This window comes from Pseudomonas sp. AOB-7, from assembly GCF_003696305.1.
GTDB lineage: Bacteria > Pseudomonadota > Gammaproteobacteria > Pseudomonadales > Pseudomonadaceae > Aquipseudomonas.
Genome location: NZ_RFFK01000001.1, coordinates 74,320 through 97,356, shown reverse-complemented (window position 1 = coordinate 97,356; position 23,037 = coordinate 74,320). Strand labels below are relative to the sequence as shown.

Genomic DNA, 23,037 nt, shown 5'->3' with positions numbered 1-23,037 from the left:
ATGAAAAGAATAACTCTGCTGTTGGCCATGACGGCCGTGCTGTCGGGATGTCAGACCATGGGGCCGGAGCCGGCGCTGGAGACCCGCTCGGTCTATGCCGGCGATAATTCGCTGCTGTACAAGGTACGCAAGTCCAGCACCTCGGCCGACCAGGCGATGCAGATGGCGGCGATGGCCTACCAGGCGGGCGACCGCGATCAGTCGCTGTTCCAGTACCTGCGTGCTATCGAACTGGACCCGAAACGCTACGAGGCGCTGGTATGGGTCGGCCGCATCCACCGCGAGCGGGGCAACAGCCAACTGGCCGAGATGGCCTTCGCCGATGTGCTGGCGAAGGATCCGGAAAACCTCGGCGCCCTGGCGGAGATGGGTCTGCTGCAACTGGCCAAGCGTGATCACGAGGCCGCGCGGACCTTGCTGTTCCAGGCGGTGGCGCTGGATCAGCGGCGCCTGGGTAACGAGCAGAACGACTCCCCGCCCGACGTGGCCGCGCTCAAGGTAGACAGCCAGTCGCCGCTGAAGGTCTACAACGCCCTTGGCGTACTCGCCGACCTGAGTAACGACTTCCAATTGTCCGAGGCGTATTACCGTTTGGCCATGCTGATCGAGCCGCGCTCGGTGTTGGTGCAGAACAGCCTGGGCTACTCCTACTACCTGGCCGGCCAATGGCCCGAGGCCGAACGTACCTACCAGCGCGGCATCAGCTACGACTCCAGCTACAAGCCGTTATGGCGCAATTACGGGTTGCTGCTGGCACGGATGGAACGGTACGAGGAGGCACTTTCCGCCTTCGAGCAGATTGGCAAGCGTGCCCAGGCGAGCAACGAGGTCGGTTATATCTGCCTGGTGGAAGGCAAGCTGGATACCGCCGAGCAGTTCTTTCGCAGTGCGATCAGCCAATCCCCCGCGCACTACGACACAGCCTGGGAGAACCTGCGCCGGGTCGAGCAGATCCGCAAAATCCGCCTGCGCGGTGGGCTGACCGCGGATGTCGAAGCGGTCGCCGGGGTGCCCGGCGAGCAGCAGGCGCTGCCCTGAGCAACCGGGTTGCGTGGGCGCGCCAGCCTGCGGGGGAAACCCCGCCCCCTGCGGGGCAGGCGCGCCTGCGTAACCCCGCTCTAGCCTGGGGGGTGTAACCATACCCAGGGAGACCGCCCCGAATTACGCCTTCGGCTAATCCAGGCTACGAACTGATAAGAGCGAAGAGGGCGCCTAGCCTTTATTCGCGATCCTGGCGGGCACGGACTTGATCCAGCGCGAATACATTCGCTCCTACAAGGGGCTACAACCGGCCTGGATGGCCCCCCCCGCACGTCCGCTCAGCCGGCGAAGCGCTGCTCCAGATAGGCGATGATCGCCTTGGATTCGTACAGCCAGGTGCTCTGGCCGTTTTCCTCGATGCGCAGGCAGGGTACCTTGATGCGGCCACCCTGCCGTTCCAGGGCCTGGCGATGCTCGGCGTCGTGCTTGGCGTCGCGCAGTTGCACCGGCAGGTTCAGGCGGTGCAGGCGGCGCCGTACCTTGACGCAGAACGGGCAGGCGTGGAACTGGTACAGCGCCAGGTCGGCCGTGGCGCGTTCCACCTCGGCCTGCGCCGTGGCGCTGCGCTGGAGTTTACGCGGGCGGCTGATCCAGTCGACGAACACAACGATCTGGCCGAGGCCAATGCGAAGGGCCTTGAGCAACATGGTTTCTACTCCTGAAATGCCGACGGCCGTTCAGCGTCGTGAACGGCCGTCGTGGTGGGGGGGCTGCGCCTTAGCCGATCAGGCTGAGGAATTCGCTGCGGGTCGCCGGGTTTTCACGGAATTCGCCAAGCATCACCGAGGTGACCATGGACGAGTTCTGCTTCTCCACGCCGCGCATCATCATGCACATGTGCTGGGCCTCGATGACCACCGCCACGCCGAGGGCGCCGGTGACCTGTTCGATGGCCTCGGCGATCTGCCGGCTGAGGTTTTCCTGGATCTGCAGGCGGCGGGCGTACATGTCGACGATGCGCGCCACCTTGGACAGGCCGAGCACCTTGCCGTTGGGGATATAGGCGACGTGGGCCTTGCCGATGAACGGCAGCAGGTGGTGCTCGCACAGCGAGTACAGCTCGATGTTCTTGACCAGCACCATCTCGCTGTTGTCGGAGCTGAACAGCGCGCCGTTGGTCACTTCCTCCAGTGTCTGCTGGTAGCCGCGGCAGAGGTACTGCATGGCCTTGGCCGCGCGCTTGGGGGTATCCAGCAGGCCTTCGCGAGAGGCGTCCTCGCCGAGCTGGCCGAGGATCGCGGTGTAGTGTTGTTCCAGGGACATGGAAAATCCTGTTGGGTATCGAAGGGCGCAGGGTAGGGCGCCGATGGGCGCCTGGCAAGAGCGCCGGGCGCCAGAATCATGGGCCGGGCGGGTTACTCGTCGCGGCCGTCCATCATGATGCGCTTGAGGATGATGTACACCGCGCCGGTGCCGCCGTGCTTGGCCAGGCAGGAGGCGAAGCCGAGCACCTGCGGGTGCTGGCGCAGCCAGGTGTTGACGTGGCTCTTGATCATCGGCCGGCGGCCGTCCATGCGCACCGCCTTGCCATGGGTCACGCGCACGCAGCGCACCTCCAGCTTGGCGGCTTCGGCGAGGAACTCCCACAGCGTGTCGCGCGCCTTCTCCACGCTCATGCCGTGCAGGTCGAGGCTGCCGTCGAAGGGGATCTGGCCGAGCTTGAGCTTGCGCATCTGGCCTTCCTGCACGCCGTTGCCGGCCCAGTACAGCGCGTCTTCGGCGCCGACGTCGATGACAAACTGGTCGGACAGGCCGTCCACTTTGATCTCGCCCTGGCTGATGCTGGCGGCCTGGCGTAGGGTGCTGAACTGCTGGCGATCGGGCTTGGGTTTGCCGGTGTCGGCGCGGTCGTGCTTGAGCGGCTTGACGCCGCGCAGCTCGGCCTGGAATAGGGAAAAGTCGTCGTCTTGCATCGATGGCTCCGCGAAACAGACGGGCATTTTATGGCCTGCCATCCCTGACGGCCACCCTTCGGGCCGTCGCTGGGCGAGGTTAAAAAATAGCGCCAGGCTATTTTCTAGCCCGCTCGCGGCGTTTCAGTCGCGCTTTTTCAGCAGATGTGGCGACAGGGCGAGGTCGCGCGGCTGGCGCAGGCGCCGGCGGCAGCTGCGCCAGAAGGCGATGCCGGCCCACAGCAGCAGCAGGCCGAGCAGCAGCAGGACGCCGGCTTCGCCGGTGGAGTCGTTGAGCGTGCCCAGCACCGGGGCGCGCCCGGCCAGCGAGGCGATACCGGCCATCGCCAGAAGGATGCCGAAGGTGGCCAGCAGCGCGCCCAGCGCCGCACCGATACGCAGGCGCCAGTGTTTCGGCTGGCGCGGGCGCAGGCGGCGGGCATCGAAATCGTCGGACAGCTTCATGCCGATTTCCTTTGGGGTGTCGGCGCTATGACCGGACATTAGCGCCGGGGTTCCGCCATGCTGGCAGCACTGTGACGGCGGTCAGATCAGCGCCTTGGCTTGCGGCACCAGGGTGGCGAAGTTGTCGGCCAGGGCGATCATCTCGATGCGGTGCACCTGCGCGGCGGCGATCACGCTGCCATCGGGGGCCGGCAGGTCGCGGGTGGCGCAGGCGGCGTCGACCAGGGTGCAGCGATAGCCATAGTCCTTGGCGGCGCGCACCGTGGTGCTGACGCTGGAATGGGTCATGAAGCCGCAGACGATCAGGTCGAGGTGGCCGAGGGCCTGCAGGCGGTCGTGCAGTTCGGTGCCGGCGAAGGCGTTGGGCAGGCGTTTCTCCACCACGATCTCGCCGGCCAGCGGGGCGGCCTCGGGCAGATGGCGGCCGCGCGGGCCGCTGGGGTCGAGCAGGCCACCGGGAATGCCGAGGTGCTTGACGTGGACGATGGCGCTGCCGGCGGCGCGGGCGGCGGCCAGCAGGCTGGCGATCTCGGCCAGGGCGGCGTCCAGGCCGGGCAGGGCGAGCACGCCGCTGCGGTATTCTTCCTGAGCATCTATGATCAGCAGGGTCGCATTGCCCAGACTGGCCGGAGCGTGGCCACGACCGGTGAGCTGGAACATGGTTTGCGGATGGGACATCTCGGGCTCCTGGCTGATGGTGATGATGTGCCATTGTCCGCTTGCCAGAGCGCGCTGTGAACCTCTTGTGCGCCATTACTTGCTCGGCCGTGGAGCGAGGAGCAGAATCGGAACCGTCCCGAAGGACTCGGGGTCGCATGCAAAAGGAGTTGCCCATGTCGCTGTTTTCGCAATTGTCCCCGCATTTCTGGCTGCTGTTCTCCATCGCCGTGGCCATCGCCGTATTGCGCGAACTGCGCCGGCCGCCGGATAGGCCCGGCTGGTCGCGCAAGGAGCGCGAGCGCCCCTGATCAGCCGATGCCGGCGCGTTAAGCGCTGGCTATGTCCCCAAGCAGCCCTACAAACGAAAACGCCCCGCAATTTGCGGGGCGTTTGCTGTTGCGCGAGAGCCTCAGCCGCCGAGGCCGAACCACTGGAACTGCAGGTACCAGATACCCAACGAGCCGAGGAAGTTGACCAGGATCGCCGGCAGGAACTTCAGGTGCACGCCGAAGCTGTAGCTCTTGTCCAGGCTCATGGCCATCACCCCGGCGGCCGAGCCGACCACCGTCAGCGAACCGCCGATGCCCACCATCAGCGCGTTCAGCGCCCACTGGTCGAGGCCAAGCTGCGGGTTGGCCATTAGCGCCGCGGCTTCCACCGGTACGTTGTCCATCACCCCGGAGGCGACGCCCAGCACCACGTTGACCAGGGTCGGATCGAGGATCTCGAACAGGCGCGCGATGTAGGACAGCCAGCCGACGTGGTTGAGGCAGGCCACCGAGGTGATGATGCCGATGAAGAACAGCAGGGCGTTCCACTCTACCTTCTGCAGCTGCTCGTGCCAGCGCGTCTCGATGCCCATGCGGGTCAGCAGCCAGCTGTACAGGGCGACCAGGCCGAGGCCGATGCCGATGGCGAACTCGATGCCGACCTTGAGCACGATGTTGCACAGCACCGCGCCGATCACTGCGATGAAACCCACCAGCGCCAGACCGGCGCCGCCCGGCTTGAGCCGGCTCTCGCTGGCGTCGACCTTGCGGATCAGCTGCTGGCCGTCCAGCTGGCGCAGGTAGAACAGGTGCAGGGTGGCGGCGCACAGCATCCAGCCGATCAGCGCCGAGGGGATCAGCAGCAGCAGGCCGGCGATGCTGATCTTGCCGGCCAGCACCACCATCAGGCTGGTGGAGGTGCCGAGGAACCAGACCCCGGAGTTGGACGCCACCACGATGTTGCACAGCGCCACGTGGGTGTAGCGCTGGTGGCTGGAGATGCTGGTGATGGTCTTGCCGAAGATCATCGCCGTGGTGAAGTTGTTGAGAAAGGGCGACAGGGTTGCCGACAGCGCGCCGGTGGCCCAGAACATGCCGCGCGCACCCAGGCCCTTGCGCAGCAGGTAGCCGTTCAGTGCGGTGAACACGTTTCGCTCGTTGAGCAGCTCGACCACCATCCACATGAAGGCCATGAAGGCGATCAGGCCGAACAATTCCTCCTTGGTCTCGCTCTGGGCGTGGAGGAAATACTGGAAGCCGTTGGGGTCGGTGAGGGCGTAGTGGACGCCGATGACGATCAGGCCGGACATCATGAACATGGCCGGCTTGAACTTATCCATCTCCAGTTGTGCTTCAAAAACTATCAGCGTCATGCCAATAAGGAATATCGCCAGCACGAGCAAGCCCGTGAGCGAGAAGGGGTCGATGACCATTGGGGGTTCTCATTAGGAAGGGATAGGAAGGGTTAAGAAATCGTTGCAAATTATAACGATGTGACCCCTCGTCTGGCAGCAGTCGAACTACGACTTAACGGCATTTATTTATGGCCATGCGCCCCGTGCCTGCCCTGGGCTAAACTGCGTCGTTTTCACCCGGAGATCGCCCGTGACCCTCCCCGCTACCCGTTTACGCACTTTGCGCGACTACATCCGCTGGGCCGTCAGCCGTTTCCAGGCCGAGCAACTGTTCTTCGGTCATGGCACCGACAATGCCTGGGACGAGGCGCGCCAACTGGTGCTCGGTGCCTTGCACCTGCCCTGGGAAATGTCCGATGCCTACCTCGACTGCCGCCTGGAGGACGACGAGCACGCCCATCTGCAGGCGCTGCTCAAGCGCCGCATCGAGGAGCGCGTGCCCACCGCCTACCTGCTCGGCGAGGCCTGGTTCTGCGGGCTGCCCTTCGTCGTCGACGAGCGCGTGCTGGTGCCGCGCTCGCCGATTGCCGAGCTGATCGAGGCGCACTTCGCCCCCTGGCTGCCGGCTGAGCCGGCGCGGGTGCTCGACCTGTGCACCGGCTCGGGCTGCATCGGCATCGCCTGCGCCTACGAGTTTCCCGAGGCCGAGGTGGTGCTGGCCGATCTGTCGTTCGAGGCGCTGGAGGTGGCCAACCAGAACATCGAGCGGCATGGTCTGGAAGAGCGCGTCTACTGCGTGCAGGGCGACGGCTTCGCCGGGCTGCCGGGGCAGCGCTTCGACCTGATCGTCTCCAATCCACCCTACGTCGATGCCGAGGATTTCGCCGACATGCCGGCCGAGTATCAGCACGAACCGGCCATGGGCCTGGCCTGTGGCGACGACGGGCTGGACCTGGTGCGGCGCATGCTGGCCGAGGCCGCCGACCATCTCACCGAGCGCGGCCTGTTGATCGTCGAGGTGGGCAATAGCCAGGTGCATGTCGAGGCGCTGTACCCGGAGGTGGACTTCACCTGGCTGGAGTTCGCGCGCGGCGGCCACGGCGTGTTCCTGCTGGCGGCCCAGCAGTGCCGCGAGCATCAGGCGCTGTTCCGCTCGCGGGTCGAGGGCTGATTCGCACGGCTGACGACGGACAGGCGTAGGGTGGATGACGCTTTTTTCATCCACCACGATGACCTGATCGGTGGATGGGTGAAGCGCCATCCACCCTACGATGATCCGACAATGACTCTAGCGCGTGGCGATCCAGATCAGCAGCCCGGCCTGGAACAGGCAGAAGGCCACCAGGCAGCTGATGGTGAAGCGCAGGCCGCTGTCCTCGCGCCTGAATCGCGCGACCTTCTCCTCCAGCTTGCGCACCTGCACGTCCTGCTCGCGCAGGCTCTGATCGGCCTGCTGCAGCATGGCGGCGGCGTCCAGCAGCTCGATGATCTGCACCTTCTCGGTCTGCCAGTCGCCGTGCAGCGAACTGACCCGCGCCGCGCTGTAGAACGGCTTGAGCTGCAGCGGGTCGCTGTATTCGATGGCAAAGCCCTGGGCCTTCAGGGCATGGTCGCGGCGTGCGCGCGCCGCTTCGTTGAAGTTGTCCCGGGTCGGCAGGGCGCCGCCCTCGACCTGGTAATGGGCGTACTGCTTGCGCGCCCAGGCGATGCCCTGGGCCAGCAGGAAGCGCCCCAGGCCGCGGTTGGCCGGCTCCACGCTCAGGCCCTTGTCCGGGCCGAAGCGCACCTCCTTGCGTTGATGATCGGCCCAGACCTCCAGCAGGTTCTGCTCGCGGTGCAGGCGCTGCCCCGGCACTTGCAGGCTCAGGCGCAGCAGGCTGAGGTCCTTGGCATGGCGTTCGACCCGGCCGAGCTGGACGAAGCGCAGCGGCCGCGGGCCGGTGTCGCGATCCACCGGCAACGGCGCCAGGCGCAGTAGGCTGAACTGCTGGGCCGGCAGGTCGGCCCATGGATGGGGGGCGGCCGGCGCTTCGCCGCTCTGTTCGGCGTCGACCGGCGCGGTTGCGGGGGGAGAGGCGGGTTGCTCGCTCATGTGGGGGCCTGTGCGCTAAAGCTGAAACTGCTGTGTAGGCAGGTTATCGGCCGCTTTGCCTCGCACTGGAGCGAATAAAGGCGACGATTCGTTCGCCCAGGGCGCGGGCCAAGGGTAGCTGCGGATCGTCGTAGGAGGCCAGCTGTTCGTGCCAGGGCAGCGGAGTGATGCGCAGCACGTGGTTCATGCCGGGGATCAGCGCCAGCTCGGCATCCGGCTTCGCCTGCTGCAATGCCACGGCGTTGTCGAGACCGACCTGGGCGTCGTGGCTGCCCTGCACGATCAGCGCCGGAATCCGCAGCGCGGCGAAGGCCTCGGCCGGGCGCTGGCGCAGCAGGCTGATCAGGTAGGGCTGCACGCTCGGTCGCAGCAGCACCTGCAATGCCTTGGGCACCTCGGCTTGCTCCTGACCGCGGATCAGGCTGGCCAGGATCTGCCGGCTCTCGGCCAGCAGCGGCGGCGGCAGGCGCATGGCCAGCTGGGCGTCGAGCACCTGGCCGATGGGGTAGGCGGGGCCGGCGATGGACACCAGCGCCTCGGCGCCGCTGCCGGCGGCAGCCAGGCTGGCGATCAGCGCGCCTTCGCTGTGGCCGAGCAGGATCAGCCGGTCGAAGCGCGGATCGCCCTCGAGCAGGCGTCCCCAGGCCTCGGCATCGGCGACGTAGCGTTCGATGCTGAGGTCGCGTTCGTCGGGCGTGGCGGCACGGCTGGCGGCTACGCCGCGCTTGTCGTAGCGCAGGCTGGCGATGCCGTGGCGCGCCAGCAGCTGCGCCAGCTTTTTCAGCGCGTCGTTATGGCCGCCCTCGGGGTTGTTGCCGTCGCGATCGGTGGGGCCGGAGCCGGCGATCAGCAGCGCCACCGGCACCGGCTCGTCGCTCTGCGGCACCAGCAGGCTGCCGTACAGGGTGCCCTGGTCGGTGTCCAGGCTGATGGGCAGTTGTCGGGTGGTGTTGGCCTGGGCCAGGCCGGTTATCAGGGCAAGGGACAAGAGCAGGGTTCGCAGCATGATCGGGGCAGGGTGGTGGCAGACCGGCATTGGACGCCGGTCGCCGACCAAGGTTCGGGGTGAACTGCAAGGTCGCCGCGGGTATACTCGCCCACCTCGTTAAGCGGCCTGCGCAGCGGCAGGTCGGGGCTGAATTTCGCGGAGCGTCTTCCCATGTCCGGCAATACCTACGGCAAGCTGTTCACCGTCACCACCGCCGGCGAAAGCCATGGCCCGGCCCTGGTCGCCATAGTCGACGGTTGTCCGCCGGGCCTGGAGCTGTCGCTGGAGGACATGCAGCGCGATCTCGACCGGCGCAAGCCGGGCACCAGCCGCCACACCACCCAGCGCCAGGAAGACGACGTGGTGGAAATCCTCTCCGGGGTGTTCGAGGGCAAGACCACCGGTTGCGCCATCGGCCTGCTGATCCGCAACACCGACCAGAAGTCCAAGGACTACTCGGCGATCAAGAATCTGTTCCGCCCGGCCCACGCCGACTACACCTACCACCACAAGTACGGCATCCGCGACTACCGTGGCGGCGGCCGCAGCTCGGCGCGCGAGACCGCCATGCGCGTGGCCGCCGGCGCCATCGCCAAGAAATATCTGGCGACCCAGGGCATCGTGGTGCGCGGCTATATGAGCCAGCTCGGTCCCATCGAGATTCCGTTCAAGACCTGGGACAGCGTCGAGCAGAACGCCTTCTTCAGCCCCGACCCGGACAAGGTGCCCGAGCTCGAGGCCTATATGGATCAGCTGCGGCGCGACCAGGATTCGGTCGGCGCGAAGATCACCGTGGTCGCCGAAGGGGTGATGCCGGGCCTCGGCGAGCCGATCTTCGACCGCCTGGACGCCGAACTGGCCCACGCGCTGATGAGCATCAACGCGGTCAAGGGCGTGGAGATCGGTGCCGGCTTCGCCAGCGTTGCCCAGCGTGGCACCGAGCACCGCGACGAGCTGACCCCCGAAGGCTTCCTGTCGAACAACGCCGGCGGCATCCTCGGCGGCATTTCCAGCGGCCAGCCGATCGTCGCCCACCTGGCGCTCAAGCCCACCTCCAGCATCACCACGCCGGGGCGCTCGATCGACGTCGACGGCAACCCGGTGGAGGTGATCACCAAGGGTCGCCACGACCCATGCGTGGGCATTCGCGCCACCCCCATCGCCGAGGCGATGATGGCCATAGTGCTGATGGATCACCTGCTGCGTCATCGCGCGCAGAACGCCGAGGTGCGCGTCACTACCCCGGTGCTGCCGCAGCTGTGACCGCTTGCGTAGGTTGGGTTGAGCGCAGCGATACCCAACAACCGCGGCCCCGGGTGTTGCTGCGCTCGACCCGGGCTAAGACCAGGCCATGATCGCCGCGTTGCCCTACTGGCGCCTGTCCGGCTTCTACTTCTTCTACTTCGCCCTGCTCGGCGCCACGGCGCCGTTCCTCGCCCTGTACTTCGACCACCTGGGCTTCTCGCCGGCGCGCATCGGCGAGCTGGTGGCCATCCCCATGCTGATGCGCTGCCTGGCGCCGAATCTGTGGGGCTGGCTCGGCGATCACAGCGGCCAGCGCCTGCTGATCGTGCGCCTCGGCGCGCTGTGCACCCTGGTGTGCTTCGCCGGCATCTTCGTCAGCCACAGCTATGCCTGGTTGGCGCTGATCATGGCCGCGCACGCCTTCTTCTGGCATGCGGTGCTGCCGCAGTTCGAGGTCATCACCCTGGCCCACCTGCGCGAGCAGGCCGCGCGCTACAGTCAGATCCGCCTGTGGGGCAGCATCGGCTTCATCGTCGCGGTGGTCGGCCTGGGCCGGCTGTTCGAGTGGCTGAGCCTGGACGCCTACCCCTGGGCGCTGGTGCTGATCATGGCCGGCATAGTCGCCGGCAGTTTCTGGGTGCCCAACGCGCAGCCGCTATCGCGACCCGGCAGCGCCGAGCAGGGCGGTTTTCTGCGCCAGCTGCGTCGCCCCGGCATCCTCGCCTTCTACGCCAGCGTCGGCCTGATGCAACTGAGCAACGGGCCCTACTACACCTTTTTGACCCTGCACCTGGAGGCGCTCGGCTACGGGCGCGGCACCATCGGCATGCTCTGGGCCCTGGGCGTGGTGGCGGAGATTCTGCTGTTCCTGGTCATGGCGCGGCTGCTGCAGCGCTACTCGCTGCGCGCGGTGCTGCTGGCCAGCTTCCTGATCACCGCCGTGCGCTGGCTGCTGCTGGGCAACCTGGCCGACCAGCTGGCGATCCTGCTGCTGGCGCAGTGCATGCACGCCGCCACCTTCGGCGCCTTCCACGCCGCCAGCATCCACTTCATCCAGCGCAGCTTCGAAGGCGGTCAGCAGGGCCAGGGCCAGGCGCTGTACGCCACCCTGGCCGGCATCGGCGGCGCCCTCGGCGCGCTGTATGCCGGCTACAGCTGGAACAGCATCGGCCCGGCCTGGACCTTCGCCCTGGCCAGCCTGGCGGCGCTGGCCGCAGCCGTTATCATTGCCACTCGTCTGCCCCCGGAGTCCGAGCGAGAATCCCCATGACCAGCCTGAGCGTTCACCTGCAAACCTCCCCGCAGCTGCCGAACAAGGTGCTGACCCACGCCGAGGACATCGCCAGCACCCTGGCCGAGGTCGGCGTGCGCTATCGCCAGTGCCCGCCGCCGGCGGCGCTGCGCCCCGGCTGCAGCGAGCAGGAGTTCGACGCCGCCTGCGGCGCCTGGCTGCAGGATCTGCGCGGCGAGGGCGGCTACCGCCAGCACGAGCTGCTCAGCCTGGAGCGCAACCACCCGCGCAAGCTCGAACTGCGCGCGCGCTACCTCGACGAGCAGACGCAGCCGGCCGCCAGCGCCTGGCTGTTCGTCGGCGGTTTCGCCCAGCTCAGCCTGCACCTGGGCGAGTACGTCTATGTGCTGCAGGGCGAGCGCGGCGATCTGCTGGAGCTGCCGGCGGACACCCGCCACTGGTTCGACCTGGGCGAGGAGCCGCACCTGCTGCTGGTGCGCCTGAGCGCCACGGCGGAAGCGCCAAGCCTGACCGGCGACCAGATCGCCAGCCGTTTTCCGCGTCTGGGCGACTGAGTGGCTATCCTCTGAGGGCAACCCTTCACACAGGAGTGTCGTCATGGGTTACACCCTCAATGGGCTGATCGGCCTGATCATTCTGGCCCTGGATATCTGGGCCATCGTCAACGTGGTGAAAAGCAGCGCCGAAACCGGGATCAAGATTCTCTGGGTGCTGCTGATCATCTTCCTGCCCGTGCTGGGGCTGATCATCTGGGCGCTGGCCGGGCCGCGCGGCAACGTCAGGCTGTGATGCGCATCTGGCTGCTGGTGCTGCTGCTGGCGCCGCTGTGGACCTCGGCAGCGCAGCCGGCCGACGCCTGGCAGGCGCTGCGCGAGGGGCGGGCGCTGCTGATCCTGCGCCATGCCACGGCGCCGGGCGTCGGCGATCCGGCGCATTTCCAGCTGGGCAACTGCAGCACCCAACGCAACCTCAGCCAGCAGGGCCGCGAGGAGTCGCGGCGCTGGGGCGAACTGCTGCGCCGCCAGGGCATCGAGCGGCCGCGGCTGCTCAGCAGCCGCTGGTGCCGCGCGCTGGATACCGCCAGGGGCATGGGCCTGGGCCCGGTGCAGCCGCTACCGGCGCTGGACTCCTTCTTCGAGCAACGCGACGCCGCCGAGGCGCAGACCGCCGAGCTGATTCGCGCGGTCAACCTGCTGCCGCCCGGCGAGCCGCTGGTGCTGGTGTCGCATCAGGTCAATATCACCGCGCTGACCCGGGTGTTTCCCGCGTCCGGTGAGGGGCTGATCCTGGCCTTGCCGCTGCGCGCGGCGCCGCAAGTGCTGGCGCGTATCGCGCCGCCCTGAGCGTCGGTGCGCAGGGCGGTCAAAGCGCCAGTTGCGTCTGCTGCGACGGCAGCGCGCCTTCCAGTTCCAGCAGCAGTTGCTTGCGCGGCAGGCCGCCGGCGTAGCCGGTAAGGCTGCCGTCGCGACCGATCACCCGGTGGCAGGGGATGACGATGGACAGCGGGTTGGCGCCGTTGGCGGTGCCCACCGCGCGCACCGCCTGCGGCCGCGCGATGGCGGCGGCCAGGTCGCTGTAGCTGCAGGTGCGACCGTAGGGAATGCGCTGCAGGGCCTGCCATACCGCCTGCTGAAAGGACGTGCCGCGCGGCGCCAGGCGCAGCTCGAACTGGCGGCGACGGCCGGCGAAATACTCGTCCAGCTGCCGGCACACATCATCCAGCTCGCCGCCGGCCTGTCGCCAATCTTCGCCGATGCGCCAGGGGCGGCTGTCGAGCTCCATCAGCAGCAGCTGCAGGCCGTTTTCGTCGCTGGCGAGAAACAGCGGGCCGAGGGGGCTGTCGTGGTGGCGGTAGTACATGGCGTTCAGCCTCCCGAATAGTTGTGCCACAGGTGTGCGGCGGCGTAGGCACGCCAGGGCCGCCAGGCTTCGGCGCGGGCCTTGAGGCTGCGCGCATCGATGCCGCCGGCGCCCCACAGCGGCGCCTTGAGCAGGCCCAGGTCGCTGGCGGGGAAGGCGTCGGCCTCGCCGAAGGCGCGCAGGGCGATGTACTCGGCGGTCCAGGGGCCGATGCCGGGCAGGGCGCACAGACGTTCGATCAGCGCCGCGCTGCCGTCGTCGAGATTCAGTTGCAAGCTGCCGTCGTCGATGCGCGCGGCGAACTGCTGCAGGCTCTGCACCCGTTTGCCGGGCATGCCGATCGCGGCCAGGTCTGCCGTGGCGATGGCCTGCGGGCTGGGAAACAGCGTGGTGACGCCGGGGCAGCCGGGCAGGTTCAACGGCGTGCCGAGGCGCTGCACCAGGCGACCGACCAGGGTCACCGCCGCCTTGACCGTGACCTGCTGGCCGACGATGGCGCGCACCGCCTGCTCGAACGGGTCGAAGGCCACCGGCAGGCGCAGGCCGGGGTTGCGCTGCAGCAGCGGCGCGAGCAGGGCGTCGCCGCTGAGGTGCGCGGCAATCGCCTGCGGCTCGGCGTCGAGATCGAACATCCGCCGCACGCGCTGCTGCAAGGCCTCCAGGGCGATGGGCGCGGCGCTGCAGCAGCGCAGTTCGAGGGCGTTCTGCCCGGGCAGCGGTGTCACCCGCAGCCAGCCGCTGGCGCCGGCCAGGCTGAAGCTGCGGCTGTAGCTGTCCGGCGTCAGGCATTCCAGCCCCGGCAGCGCGCGCAGGGCGAAGTGGGCATGGAACTGCGGCCAGTGCCAGGGCGGCAGGTAGGGCAGGAGCAGGCTGATATTGTGCATGGCTTGCACCTTAGCCGCGTCGGGCGGCGCTGTCAGCGTGAAGATGGCTTTCAAACACGATCGAGCCCAGGTGCGTACTTTAGGCAAAGGCGGACATAGGGCGCTGATCGGTTCGCTCTACGAAATAGGCTCGCCGCGCTGGTAGCGCCCCGGCGTGGTGCCTTTCCAGCGCTTGAAGGCGTGGATGAAGTTGGACAGCTCGCCATAGCCCAGGCGTTCGGCGATTTCCTCCAGGCTCAGGCCGCCGGCGGCCAGCAGCTCCTCGGCCAGGGCCTGACGCACCTCGTCCTGCAGGGCGCGAAAGCTGCTGCCTTCGTCGATCAGGCGGCGGCGCAGGGTGCGGCTGCTCAGGTGCAGGCGGGCGGCGACCCGTTCCATGTCGCTCATCTGCCCTGGCGCCTGCAGCAACAACTGGCGCACGCGGCCGGCCAGGCCCTGGTGCCACTGGTGGCGGGTGAGGATCGCCTGGCATTGCTGCTCGCAGGCGCTGACCAGCTGCGAATTGGCCCGCGGCAGCGCAACATCAAGCAGCCCGGCGGCCAGGCCGATGCGATTGGCTGCGGCAGCAAAATGCGGCGCCAGGCCGAAGGCCTCGACGAAGGGCGCGGTCTCGGCCGGCGCCTGCTGGCGCAGTTCCAGGCAGGTCAGCGGCAGCGGGGCGCCGAGCAGTTCGCGCACTATCAGCTGGGCGCCGACCATATCGCGCTGGACGATAAAGGGCCGCAGCTCCTCGTCCAGCGCGCCGTCGTCGAAGCGCAGGCTGGCGGTGACGCCGTCCTCGTCCAGGCTGATGCGGGTGAAGGCGTAGGTCAGGCCGTGGTAGCGCAGGCCCAGTTCGGCCGCCTGGCGCGCGGTGGCGCTGCTGAGCATGGCGTAGCCCCAGGCGCCGTAGCTGGTCAGGTGGTAGCGCCGACCGGCCTGCAGGCCGAGGTCGGCGACCGCGGGCAGGGCCTGCACCAGGTTGGCGATCAGCTGCAGCTCGCGGCCGGCGTCGATCTCGCCGTGCGGGGCGGCGAGCTGCACCGCGCTCAGGCCGGTATCGCGCAGGCAGGTGTCCAGGTCCAGGCCGAGGTCGAGCCCCAGCTGGGTGAGCAACTGCATGCTGGTGATGCTGCGGCGTGCGGGCCAGGGTGGCGACATCAGGCTGTCCGAAAATCACAATCGATTGACCGACTATGCCATAACCGGCGGTGGCCGGCGCAAGTAGCATCCGCTTATCGCCACTCATTGGTCGGGGAGACCACAATGCACAACAACCCCCGCACGGGCGCGCCCTGGCGCGTGCTGATCATCGGCAGCGGCTTCGCCGGCCTGGGCCTGGCCATGCAGCTGCGCAAGGCCGGCCAGGACGACTTCCTGCTGCTGGAAAAGGCCGGCGAAGTCGGTGGCACCTGGCGCGACAACGACTATCCGGGAGCCGCCTGCGACGTGCCTTCGCACCTCTACTCGTTTTCCTTCGAGGCCAAGCACGACTGGTCGCGCAAGTACCCGCCGCAGGCGGAAATCCACGCCTATATCCTGCAGTGCGTGGACAAGTACCGGCTGCGCCCGCAGATCCGCCTCAACGCCGAGGTGCAGGGCGCCGAGTTCGACGCCGCGCGCGGGCTGTGGCGGGTCGAGTTGGTCGGCGGCGAATGCCTGGAGACCCAGGCGCTGGTCAGCGCCTGCGGCCAGCTCAACCGCCCGGCCTATCCGCAGTTGCCGGGGCTGGAGCGCTTTCGCGGCGAGGCCTTCCATTCGGCGCGCTGGCGGCATGACCTGGATCTGACCGGCAAGCGCGTGGCGGTGATCGGCACCGGCGCCTCGGCGATCCAGTTCGTCCCGCAGATCCAGCCGAAAGTGGCGCAGCTGAGCCTGTTCCAGCGTTCGGCGGCCTACGTGCTGGCCAAGCCGGATCGCGCCTATCGCGCCTGGGAAATCGCCCTGATGCGCCGCGTGCCGCTGCTGCAGCGGGTCGACCGCTTGCTCAAGTACCTGCACCACGAGGTGCGCGCGCTGGCCTTCGTCAGCCTGCCCTGGCTGATGCGCTCGATGCGCGGCCGTTTCACCCGCCACCTGGCGCGGCAGATGCCCGATGCCGGCAAGCGCGCGCAGCTGCAGCCGGACTACCCCATGGGCTGCAAGCGCATCCTGATCAGCAACGACTATTACCCGGCACTGGCCCAGGCCAATGTCGAGATCGTCGACTCGCCGATCCGCGCGGTGCGCGAGCACGCGCTGGTCAGCGCCGACGGCCGCGAGCATCCCTGCGACGTGCTGATCTATGGCACCGGCTTCACCGCCAGCGATTTCCTCGCGCCGATGCGCATTCGCGGCCTGAACGGCGTGGAGCTGAACCAGGCCTGGAAGGATGGCGCCGAGGCCTACAAGGGCATCAGCGTCAGCGGCTTTCCCAACCTGTTCCTGCTCTACGGGCCCAATACCAACCTGGGCCACAACTCCATCCTCTATATGCTGGAGAGCCAGTACCCCTACGTGCTCGGCTGCCTGCAGGCGCTGCGCGAGCAGGGGCTACGCTACCTGGACCTGCGGCCCGAGGTGCAGCGGCGCTACAACCAGCGCCTGCAGCACCTCACCCGCCGAACGATATGGGCGCAGGGCTGCAGCAGCTGGTATCAGAACGCCTCCGGCAAGCACACCAACAACTGGCCGGGCTACACCTTCACCTACCGCCACCTGACCCGCACTCCGGAGCTTGCCGACTATGACTGCGTCCGCTGATTTCACCGCCCCCGCCGCCGAACAGATGCTGTTGCGCCGCGTGCTGCGCGGCTTCCTGCGCCTGCTGTTTCGCGGTCTGGTGCGCCCGCCGATGCCGATAGCCGGGCAGCGCCTGGTGTTGCGCCTGCTCACCGCCACCACCCTGACCCCGCGCGGAGTCACGCGCAGTGCCGCGACCCTCGGCGGGCGGCCCTGCGAATGGCACCGGCCGCCGGCCAGCAGCGGCAACGTGCTGCTCTACCTGCACGGCGGCGCCTTCATGATCGGCGGGCCGGCTACCCATCGCGGCATTTGCGCCAGCCTGGCCAAGCGCGGCGGCCTGGACGTCTGCGCGCTGGACTACCGCCTGGCGCCGGAGCATCCCTATCCGGCGGCGCGCGACGACGTGGTGGCGGCTTACCGCGCGCTGCTGGACGCCGGCTACCGGCCCGAGCAGATCGCCATCGGAGGCGATTCGGCCGGCGGCAACCTGAGCCTGGTCGGCAGCCTGCGCATCGATGAACTGGGCCTGCCGGCACCGGCGGCGCTGGTGTGCTTCTCGCCGGCCACCGATTTCACCGGCGAACGCATGCACCAGCCGCCGGCCGGCGACCCGCTGATCCATCCCAGCTGGATCGAGCAGGCCGCCGCGCTGTATTGCCCGGCCGATCTGCCGCGCAACGATCCGGGTATGTCGCCGTTGTTCGCCGATCTGAGCCGCCTGCCGCCGACCCTGATCCAGGTCGGCGAGGACGAATTGCTGCTGAACGACAGCCTGCGCCTGGCCGAGCGCGCCCAGGCCGCCGGTGCCAGCGTGCGCCTGGAGCGTTATCCGGGGCTGTGGCACGTGTTCCAGGCCCATGTCGGCATGCTGCGCGCGGCGGATTACGCCATCGCCCGGGTGGTGGCCTTCCTCCGCGAACGGGGGCTGTGATGGACAACATCCTCATCAGCGGCGCCGCCTCGGGCATCGGCGCGGCCGCCGCGCGGCTGTTCCACGCCCGTGGCTGGCGGGTCGGCCTGCTCGACGTCGACGCCAAGGCCCTGGCCGCGCTGGCGGCGGAACTGGGTGGGGTCTGGCACGCCGAACTGGACGTGGTCGACGCCGGCGCGGTCAAGGTCGCCCTGGCCGACTTCTGCGCCCTGCACGACGGCCAGCTGCGCCTGCTGTTCAACGGCGCCGGCATCCTGCGCACCGGCGCCTTCGAGACCATCGAACTGGAGCAGCACGCGCGTCTGCTGCAGATCAACCTGCTCGGCGTGCTCAATTTGAGCCACGCCGCATTTCCTTATCTCAAGGCCACGCCCGGCGCGCAGGTGATCAACATGGGCTCGGCCTCGGCGGTCTACGGCGTGCCGCAGCTGGCCAGCTACTCGGCCAGCAAGTTCGCCGTGCGCGGCCTGACCGAGGCGCTGGAGCTGGAATGGCGCGCCCATGGCATCCGCGTCGGCGACCTGATGCCGCCGTTCGTCAACACGCCGATGGTCGCCAGCCAGGGCGAACCGCCGCCGGTGATGCGCCGCCTCGGCGTGCGTCTGCAGGCCGAGCAGGTCGCCGAAGCCGCCTGGCAACAGGCTCAGGGTGCTGCGGTGCACCGCCCGGTGGGCCTGCAGTTCCGCCTGCTCTACGCATTGGGGCAGATCACCCCGGGCTGGATCAATAGAGCGATCATGGCCTGGCTCAGCCGGAGCTGATGGCGGGCTGGCCAGTGGCCGCCGGTCGCCGGCTTTGTCACAAGGCCTTTCCATTGCAGGCGAATCCGGCGGCCAGCGGCTACCCTGCAAAGGACGGTTTTCAGCCTGGTGTCCTGCCGGGCAGTCGTCGATGTGCGTCAACAGACACATCAAGCAGCCTGCTTGATTCTCGGGGCGGCGCCGCCAAGGTGCCGCGACACCGCCGAAGTTGGGCGGTCGCAATGGGAAAGCGGTCAATCCATCCATCGCCTGAGAGGAGGTCGTTTATGAGCACAGCCTTCCACGAAGACGCCAGCACCTCGGTGCTGCGCCGGATGAAAGAAGGGGGGTTCGACTTCGCCCAGTTTCACCCGATCGAGTTCTACGCCATCTTTCCCGATGAGGAGCGGGCCCGCATGGCAGCCAGGAATTTTCGCGGCGAGTCGCTCAACGCCCAGGTTTCCGCCCGCGAGGACGGCGCCTGGCACCTGCAGATCAGCAAAGTGATGTACGCCACCCATGCCGGTATCGGCGCGTTTGAACATGACCTGGAGTCCATCGTCCTGCCCCTGGGCGGCAAGCTGGACGGCTGGGGCGTTACCCAGGAGGTGAAAGCGTCCGCTGCCCGTTAGGGCATTGTCTCGACAGTCCATCGGCCGGCCCGCGCGGCCGGTCGATGGCGCCAACCGTCAGCGCGCCTCGACTTGCCCGAGGCCATCGCGCAGACTGCGCGGCATGGCCGACATCCTGATCCTCACCCATATCGACTATTGCCCGCCCGCTCACCTGGCGCGGGTGCTGCAAGCGCGCGGCTGCGCCTTCGAGGTGCTGCGCGCCGACCTCGGCGAACTGCGCGGCTACGACCTGGAGCGACCCAGGGCGGTCGCGGTGATGGGCGGGCCGATGAGCGTCAACGACCCGCTGCCCTGGATCGCCGAGGAAGTCGCGGCGCTGCAGCGCTTCATCGCCCGCGACATTCCCATCGTCGGCCACTGCCTGGGCGGCCAACTGCTGGCCAAGGCCCTGGGCGCCGGCATCAGCCGCATGCCTTACACCGAAGCCGGCTGGCAGGCCATGCAGCGCCGCGTCGAGGCGGCGGACAGCCCCTGGCTGGCACACCTGCCCGAGCACTTCAGCATCTTCCAGTGGCACGGCGACACCTTCGCCCTGCCAGCGGGGGCGCAACCGCTGCTGGGCAGTCGCTGGTGCGACAACCAGGCCTTCGCCTGGGGCGACAAGGTGCTGGCCCTGCAGGGCCACCCGGAGATGACCGAAGAGCTGATCGAGCTCTGGCTCGACGACTGGGCTCACCTGCTCGACGCCAGCCAGCCCAGCCAGCAGAGCATCGCCGCGATGTGCGACAACCTGGGCGAAAAGGTGAGGGCGCTGAACCAGGTGGCCGAGGGCTTCTACGCCCACTGGCTGAAGCTGGCCGGGCTCTGAGTTCGAACCCTCTCTGCAGAGCGGATCGGCGGGCCGCTGGGCGATGCTCCGATCCCGCTGCTTATCGCGGGCGAATGACAGTTGGGCGCAGACAAGACCCTTATTCCGGCTCATCTGCAATCAACGCCAGCAGATCGGTCACCCCGATATCCACGCCTGCCTGCGACAGCAGCGTGCTGGCCTGGCCGCGGTGGTGCGTCTGGTGGTTGAACAGGTGCATCAGCAGGGCGAAGAAGTTCTTCCGCGACTCGACGCCCTTCATATTGCGATAGCTCAACGGCTGATCCAGATGCGCCTCGCGAATCTCCAGCGCCAGGGCCTCGATGCAGGCATCCAGTCGTTGCCGCAGCGCTGCCAGCGCGCGGATATCCGCCGCCAACGGCTGGTCGAGGCGTGTCGGCCCGGGCAGCGTGGCCAGCGCCTGCAGCGCCTGGTAGCCGGCCGGATGCGCGGCGAAGCGCCCCAGCCAGATCAGGTCGGCCACCGCCAGGTGGTTGAGCGTGCCCAGGATCGAGCCGAAGAACGCCCCGCGTTCCGCGCCTATCGCCTCGTCCGGCAGGCTGGCGGCGGCCCGGTACAGCTTGTCGTTCATCCAGCTGTTGTAGGTCGCCAGATGGCGGATATGGTCGACTCTCTGCATGGCTCGCACCTTTTTCTCGACTCGTTCAGAAGCGCTGGTCGGCAATCGCCGGCAGTACCAGTTCGCGTACATAGCTGGCATCCGAGAGGGTCAGCAGCGTGCGCACCAGCGCCACCACATCGTGCAGCGGGATCAGCTGGCCCTCGCCATTCAGGGCGGCCTGCTCGCGCGGCGTGTGCAAACCGTCCTGGGTATTGAGATAGCCCAGCTGCAGGCAGGTGACGGCCAGGCGCTGATCGCGAAAGCCTTCGCGCAGGCTGTCGGCGATGCCCTTTAGGGCGAACTTGCTGGCTCCGAAGGTCACCTCGGGGCGCCCGCTCTGCGGCAGGCCCGAGGTGGAGCCGGTAAGGATCAGCTGCGGCTTGGCGCCGCCGAGCAGGCGCGGCAGCAGACGCTTGAGCAGCAGCAGGGTGGCGCCGATATTGACGTCGACCATCTCCAGGATGCGTGCATCGCTGTCTTCCAGAAAGCTGTAGCCCTCGGCGAAGGCGCGTTCTTCCCAGATGCCCAGGTTGTAGAGAATGGCATCGAGCCGTGCCGGCGCCTGACGCTCGATCGCCTCGACGGCGCCCAGCGGATCGCTCAGGTCCGCCTCGATCCACTGGACAGGCTGCGCGAGATCTGCCGGCCGACTGCGGGAAACCCCGATCAGCTCGTGCTGTTCGGCCAGCCCCTCGACCAACGCTCGTCCCAGTCCCTTGCTGGCGCCTATGACCATGATGCGCATATCGCACGCTCCCTGACCGCCTGGCGGCGGATCTCCGTGGTAGACGATGACGGCCCGTTACAGTCGGGCCGGTTGGCAAACTAGTAGCGGCAGGCTGGGCGCGTCAACCGCGCCGCCCCGGCTGCCGGCCAATGCACGCCAGGGACACTGGCAAGTTGCGCTTATGTGAGCGCGGGAAGCGGGGAGGCGAGCAAGCTCGCTCCTGCGGGAAGTGGCGGGGCAGGAAGGCGCAGCGGTTGGCGCGCTGCGCCTTTTGCGGTTCAGCGGTTGAAGCGTTCGACCAGGGCGTACTGGCCCTGGGCGGTGCCGGTCAGGGCTTCGCTGAGTTTGGCGGTGCTTTGCGCTTCGCCCGCGGTCTGGTCGGCCAGTTGGGCGATGGTGGTGATGTTCTGGTTGATCTCGTCGGCCACGGCGCTCTGTTCCTCGGCGGCGGCGGCGATCTGGTTGGCCATGTCGGCGATATTGGCCACCGCGTCGCTGATGCCGGCCAGGGCCTGGTCGGCCTGGAGCACGCGCTCGACGCCTTCGTCGGCCTGCTTGCGGCCGATTTCCATGGTCATCACCGCTTCTTCGGCGGTGCGCTGCAGCTTGGCGATCAGGGCGTGGATCTGGCCGGTGGATTCGGCCGTGCGCTGAGCCAGGGAACGAACCTCGTCGGCCACCACGGCGAAGCCGCGGCCCATTTCGCCGGCGCGGGCGGCTTCGATGGCGGCGTTGAGGGCGAGCAGGTTGGTCTGGTCGGCGATGCCCTTGATCACGTCGACCACGCCGCCGATCTCGTTGCTGTCCTGGGCCAGGCGGGTGACGGTTTCGCCGGTGTCGCCCACCGATTGCGACAGGCGCTGGATGGCTTCGCGGGTTTCCGCGGCGATGCCGCGGCCTTCGCCGGTGAGGCGGTTGGCCTCCTGGGTGGCGATCGCGGTGCGCGCCACGTTGCTGGCCACTTCCAGGGTGGTGGCGGCCATTTCGTTGACCGCGGTGGCGACCTGTTCGGTTTCCTGGCGCTGGCGCTCCAGGCCGGCAGAGCTGTTGTGCGCCAGCTTGTCGGCCTCGCGGGCCTGCTGGGTGAGCTGTTCGGCGGTGTCCTGCAGGCGCGTCAGGCAGGTCTTCAGGCGTGCTTCCTGGCTGAGCATGGCCATCTCCAGGCGCGCTTCGGCGCCGCGGCTGTCGGTGTACATCTGCGCGATCAGCGGGTCGGAGGTGGTCTGTTCGGCCAGGCGCAGCAGGCGCTTGATGCCGCGGGTCTGCCAGGCGATGCCGGCCAGGCCCAGGGGGATGGAGAGTGCGGCGGCGAGGGCGAAGCCCCAGCCGCTGCCGAACCAGTGGCCGATCAGGAAGCCGATCTGGCTGACCAGGATGAACGGCAGCCAGGCCTGCATCACCGGCAGCCAGGCATCGCGTTTGGGAATGGCGGTCTTGCCGGCATTGACCCGCGCATAGAGGGCTTCGGCGCGGCGCACCTGCTCGGCGCTGGGTTTGACCCGCACCGATTCGTAGCCGACCACCTGGTTGTTCTCGGTCATCGGCGTGACGTAGGCGTTGACCCAGTAGTGGTCGCCGCTCTTGCAACGGTTCTTGACGATGCCCATCCACGGCCGGCCCTGTTTCAGGGTGCTCCACATGTGCTCGAACACCGCCGCCGGCACGTCCGGATGGCGCACGATGTTGTGCGGCGCGCGCAGCAGTTCCTCGCGGGAGAAACCGCTGATTTCGACGAAGGCGTCGTTGCAGTAGGTGATCTGGCCCTTGAGGTCGGTGGTGGAGATCAGGCGCTGCTGCGCAGGGAAGGTGCGCTCGCGCTGAGTGACCGGTTGGTTATTACGCATGGCAGGTATCCGTCGTTGTTATAC

27 protein-coding genes are annotated in these 23,037 nt (G+C 68.0%); 13 read left to right on the top strand and 14 right to left on the bottom strand.

The window, feature by feature from the left end; genetic code table 11:
* Positions 1-1,038, top strand: a complete 1,038-nt coding sequence (locus EA796_RS00460; RefSeq protein WP_122107096.1) for a lipopolysaccharide assembly protein LapB — start codon at positions 1-3, stop codon at positions 1,036-1,038.
* Between the two features lie 281 nt (positions 1,039-1,319).
* On the opposite strand, the gene EA796_RS00455 is transcribed toward EA796_RS00460, so the two are convergent.
* From EA796_RS00455 to EA796_RS00435, 5 genes are all read right to left on the bottom strand, one after another.
* Positions 1,320-1,688 (bottom strand): glutathione S-transferase N-terminal domain-containing protein, encoded by a 369-nt coding sequence (locus tag EA796_RS00455; protein ID WP_122107095.1) that lies wholly within the window; start codon positions 1,686-1,688, stop codon positions 1,320-1,322.
* A 70-nt stretch (positions 1,689-1,758) separates the two neighbouring features.
* Positions 1,759-2,304: a GTP cyclohydrolase I FolE gene (gene folE / locus EA796_RS00450; RefSeq protein ID WP_021445284.1), complete on the bottom strand. Its 546-nt coding sequence runs from the start codon at positions 2,302-2,304 to the stop codon at positions 1,759-1,761.
* A gap of 92 nt (positions 2,305-2,396) precedes the next feature.
* Entirely contained in the window at positions 2,397-2,954 is a 558-nt protein-coding gene (locus EA796_RS00445; protein WP_122107094.1) for a Smr/MutS family protein, read from the bottom strand.
* 123 nt (positions 2,955-3,077) lie between these two features.
* Positions 3,078-3,398, bottom strand: a complete 321-nt coding sequence (locus EA796_RS00440; protein ID WP_122107093.1) for a hypothetical protein — start codon at positions 3,396-3,398, stop codon at positions 3,078-3,080.
* An 81-nt stretch (positions 3,399-3,479) separates the two neighbouring features.
* Positions 3,480-4,076 carry a cysteine hydrolase family protein gene (locus EA796_RS00435; protein ID WP_122107092.1) on the bottom strand — a complete coding sequence of 199 codons (597 nt, stop codon included), beginning with the start codon at positions 4,074-4,076 and terminating at the stop codon, positions 3,480-3,482.
* 155 nt (positions 4,077-4,231) lie between these two features.
* Here EA796_RS00435 and EA796_RS23380 point away from each other — a divergent pair, with 155 nt between their 5' ends.
* Positions 4,232-4,366, top strand: a complete 135-nt coding sequence (locus EA796_RS23380) for a hypothetical protein (RefSeq protein ID WP_256679049.1) — start codon at positions 4,232-4,234, stop codon at positions 4,364-4,366.
* A 101-nt stretch (positions 4,367-4,467) separates the two neighbouring features.
* On the opposite strand, the gene nhaD is transcribed toward EA796_RS23380, so the two are convergent.
* Positions 4,468-5,700 carry a sodium:proton antiporter NhaD gene (nhaD, locus tag EA796_RS00430; RefSeq protein ID WP_256679048.1) on the bottom strand — a complete coding sequence of 411 codons (1,233 nt, stop codon included), beginning with the start codon at positions 5,698-5,700 and terminating at the stop codon, positions 4,468-4,470.
* Between the two features lie 232 nt (positions 5,701-5,932).
* Here nhaD and prmB point away from each other — a divergent pair, with 232 nt between their 5' ends.
* Entirely contained in the window at positions 5,933-6,853 is a 921-nt protein-coding gene (gene prmB / locus EA796_RS00425; protein WP_021444178.1) for a 50S ribosomal protein L3 N(5)-glutamine methyltransferase, read from the top strand.
* Between the two features lie 117 nt (positions 6,854-6,970).
* Here prmB and EA796_RS00420 read toward each other — a convergent pair whose 3' ends face one another.
* On the bottom strand, positions 6,971-7,774 hold the full coding sequence (locus EA796_RS00420; protein ID WP_122107090.1) for a hypothetical protein: 804 nt from the start codon (positions 7,772-7,774) through the stop codon (positions 6,971-6,973).
* 43 nt (positions 7,775-7,817) lie between these two features.
* On the bottom strand, positions 7,818-8,810 hold the full coding sequence (locus EA796_RS00415) for an alpha/beta hydrolase (RefSeq protein WP_122107089.1): 993 nt from the start codon (positions 8,808-8,810) through the stop codon (positions 7,818-7,820).
* A 123-nt stretch (positions 8,811-8,933) separates the two neighbouring features.
* Between EA796_RS00415 and aroC the strand changes: the two genes are divergently transcribed.
* From aroC to EA796_RS00390, 5 genes are all read left to right on the top strand, one after another.
* Positions 8,934-10,025, top strand: coding sequence for a chorismate synthase (gene aroC, locus EA796_RS00410; RefSeq protein ID WP_122107088.1), 1,092 nt, complete (start codon positions 8,934-8,936; stop codon positions 10,023-10,025).
* 88 nt (positions 10,026-10,113) lie between these two features.
* Complete coding sequence (locus EA796_RS00405; protein WP_122107087.1) at positions 10,114-11,277, top strand: MFS transporter; 1,164 nt, start codon at positions 10,114-10,116, stop codon at positions 11,275-11,277.
* Positions 11,274-11,813 carry an acireductone dioxygenase gene (locus EA796_RS00400; protein ID WP_122107086.1) on the top strand — a complete coding sequence of 180 codons (540 nt, stop codon included), beginning with the start codon at positions 11,274-11,276 and terminating at the stop codon, positions 11,811-11,813. Before EA796_RS00405 ends, EA796_RS00400 begins: the two co-directional genes overlap by 4 nt.
* Before the next feature lie 43 nt (positions 11,814-11,856).
* Positions 11,857-12,048 carry a PLDc N-terminal domain-containing protein gene (locus tag EA796_RS00395; protein ID WP_122107085.1) on the top strand — a complete coding sequence of 64 codons (192 nt, stop codon included), beginning with the start codon at positions 11,857-11,859 and terminating at the stop codon, positions 12,046-12,048.
* Positions 12,048-12,602, top strand: coding sequence for a histidine phosphatase family protein (locus tag EA796_RS00390; protein WP_256679047.1), 555 nt, complete (start codon positions 12,048-12,050; stop codon positions 12,600-12,602). Before EA796_RS00395 ends, EA796_RS00390 begins: the two co-directional genes overlap by 1 nt.
* A 19-nt stretch (positions 12,603-12,621) precedes the next feature.
* Here the strand turns inward: EA796_RS00390 and EA796_RS00385 are convergent, their stop codons facing one another.
* The 3 genes from EA796_RS00385 to EA796_RS00375 all read right to left on the bottom strand — a co-directional run bounded on the left by EA796_RS00385 (position 12,622) and on the right by EA796_RS00375 (position 15,146).
* On the bottom strand, positions 12,622-13,119 hold the full coding sequence (locus EA796_RS00385; RefSeq protein WP_122107083.1) for a methylated-DNA--[protein]-cysteine S-methyltransferase: 498 nt from the start codon (positions 13,117-13,119) through the stop codon (positions 12,622-12,624).
* Between the two features lie 5 nt (positions 13,120-13,124).
* The gene (locus tag EA796_RS00380) at positions 13,125-14,003 is read right to left on the bottom strand and encodes a DNA-3-methyladenine glycosylase (protein ID WP_122107082.1); all 879 of its coding nucleotides are present in this window, start codon (positions 14,001-14,003) and stop codon (positions 13,125-13,127) included.
* Positions 14,004-14,120: 117 nt separating this feature from the next.
* Positions 14,121-15,146 (bottom strand): AraC family transcriptional regulator, encoded by a 1,026-nt coding sequence (locus EA796_RS00375; protein WP_218567622.1) that lies wholly within the window; start codon positions 15,144-15,146, stop codon positions 14,121-14,123.
* A 102-nt stretch (positions 15,147-15,248) separates the two neighbouring features.
* On the opposite strand from EA796_RS00375, the gene EA796_RS00370 reads away from it, so the two are divergent.
* From EA796_RS00370 to EA796_RS00350, 5 genes are all read left to right on the top strand, one after another.
* Positions 15,249-16,724 carry an NAD(P)/FAD-dependent oxidoreductase gene (locus EA796_RS00370; protein ID WP_178082516.1) on the top strand — a complete coding sequence of 492 codons (1,476 nt, stop codon included), beginning with the start codon at positions 15,249-15,251 and terminating at the stop codon, positions 16,722-16,724.
* Positions 16,708-17,637 carry an alpha/beta hydrolase gene (locus EA796_RS00365; protein ID WP_122107080.1) on the top strand — a complete coding sequence of 310 codons (930 nt, stop codon included), beginning with the start codon at positions 16,708-16,710 and terminating at the stop codon, positions 17,635-17,637. Before EA796_RS00370 ends, EA796_RS00365 begins: the two co-directional genes overlap by 17 nt.
* A complete protein-coding gene (locus EA796_RS00360) occupies positions 17,637-18,398 on the top strand; it encodes an SDR family oxidoreductase (protein WP_122107079.1) in 762 nt (253 codons plus the stop codon). Before EA796_RS00365 ends, EA796_RS00360 begins: the two co-directional genes overlap by 1 nt.
* A gap of 266 nt (positions 18,399-18,664) precedes the next feature.
* Positions 18,665-19,009 (top strand): ribonuclease E inhibitor RraB, encoded by a 345-nt coding sequence (locus tag EA796_RS00355; protein WP_021442273.1) that lies wholly within the window; start codon positions 18,665-18,667, stop codon positions 19,007-19,009.
* Positions 19,010-19,112: 103 nt separating this feature from the next.
* Positions 19,113-19,820, top strand: a complete 708-nt coding sequence (locus tag EA796_RS00350) for a type 1 glutamine amidotransferase (RefSeq protein ID WP_122107078.1) — start codon at positions 19,113-19,115, stop codon at positions 19,818-19,820.
* Positions 19,821-19,920: 100 nt separating this feature from the next.
* On the opposite strand, the gene EA796_RS00345 is transcribed toward EA796_RS00350, so the two are convergent.
* The 3 genes from EA796_RS00345 to EA796_RS00335 form a co-directional block, all read right to left on the bottom strand.
* Positions 19,921-20,460 (bottom strand): DinB family protein, encoded by a 540-nt coding sequence (locus tag EA796_RS00345; RefSeq protein ID WP_122107077.1) that lies wholly within the window; start codon positions 20,458-20,460, stop codon positions 19,921-19,923.
* A 25-nt stretch (positions 20,461-20,485) separates the two neighbouring features.
* Positions 20,486-21,187 (bottom strand): SDR family oxidoreductase, encoded by a 702-nt coding sequence (locus EA796_RS00340; RefSeq protein ID WP_122107076.1) that lies wholly within the window; start codon positions 21,185-21,187, stop codon positions 20,486-20,488.
* Between the two features lie 260 nt (positions 21,188-21,447).
* Positions 21,448-23,013, bottom strand: coding sequence for a PAS domain-containing methyl-accepting chemotaxis protein (locus EA796_RS00335; protein ID WP_021442269.1), 1,566 nt, complete (start codon positions 23,011-23,013; stop codon positions 21,448-21,450).
* Between the last annotated feature and the right edge of the window lie 24 nt (positions 23,014-23,037).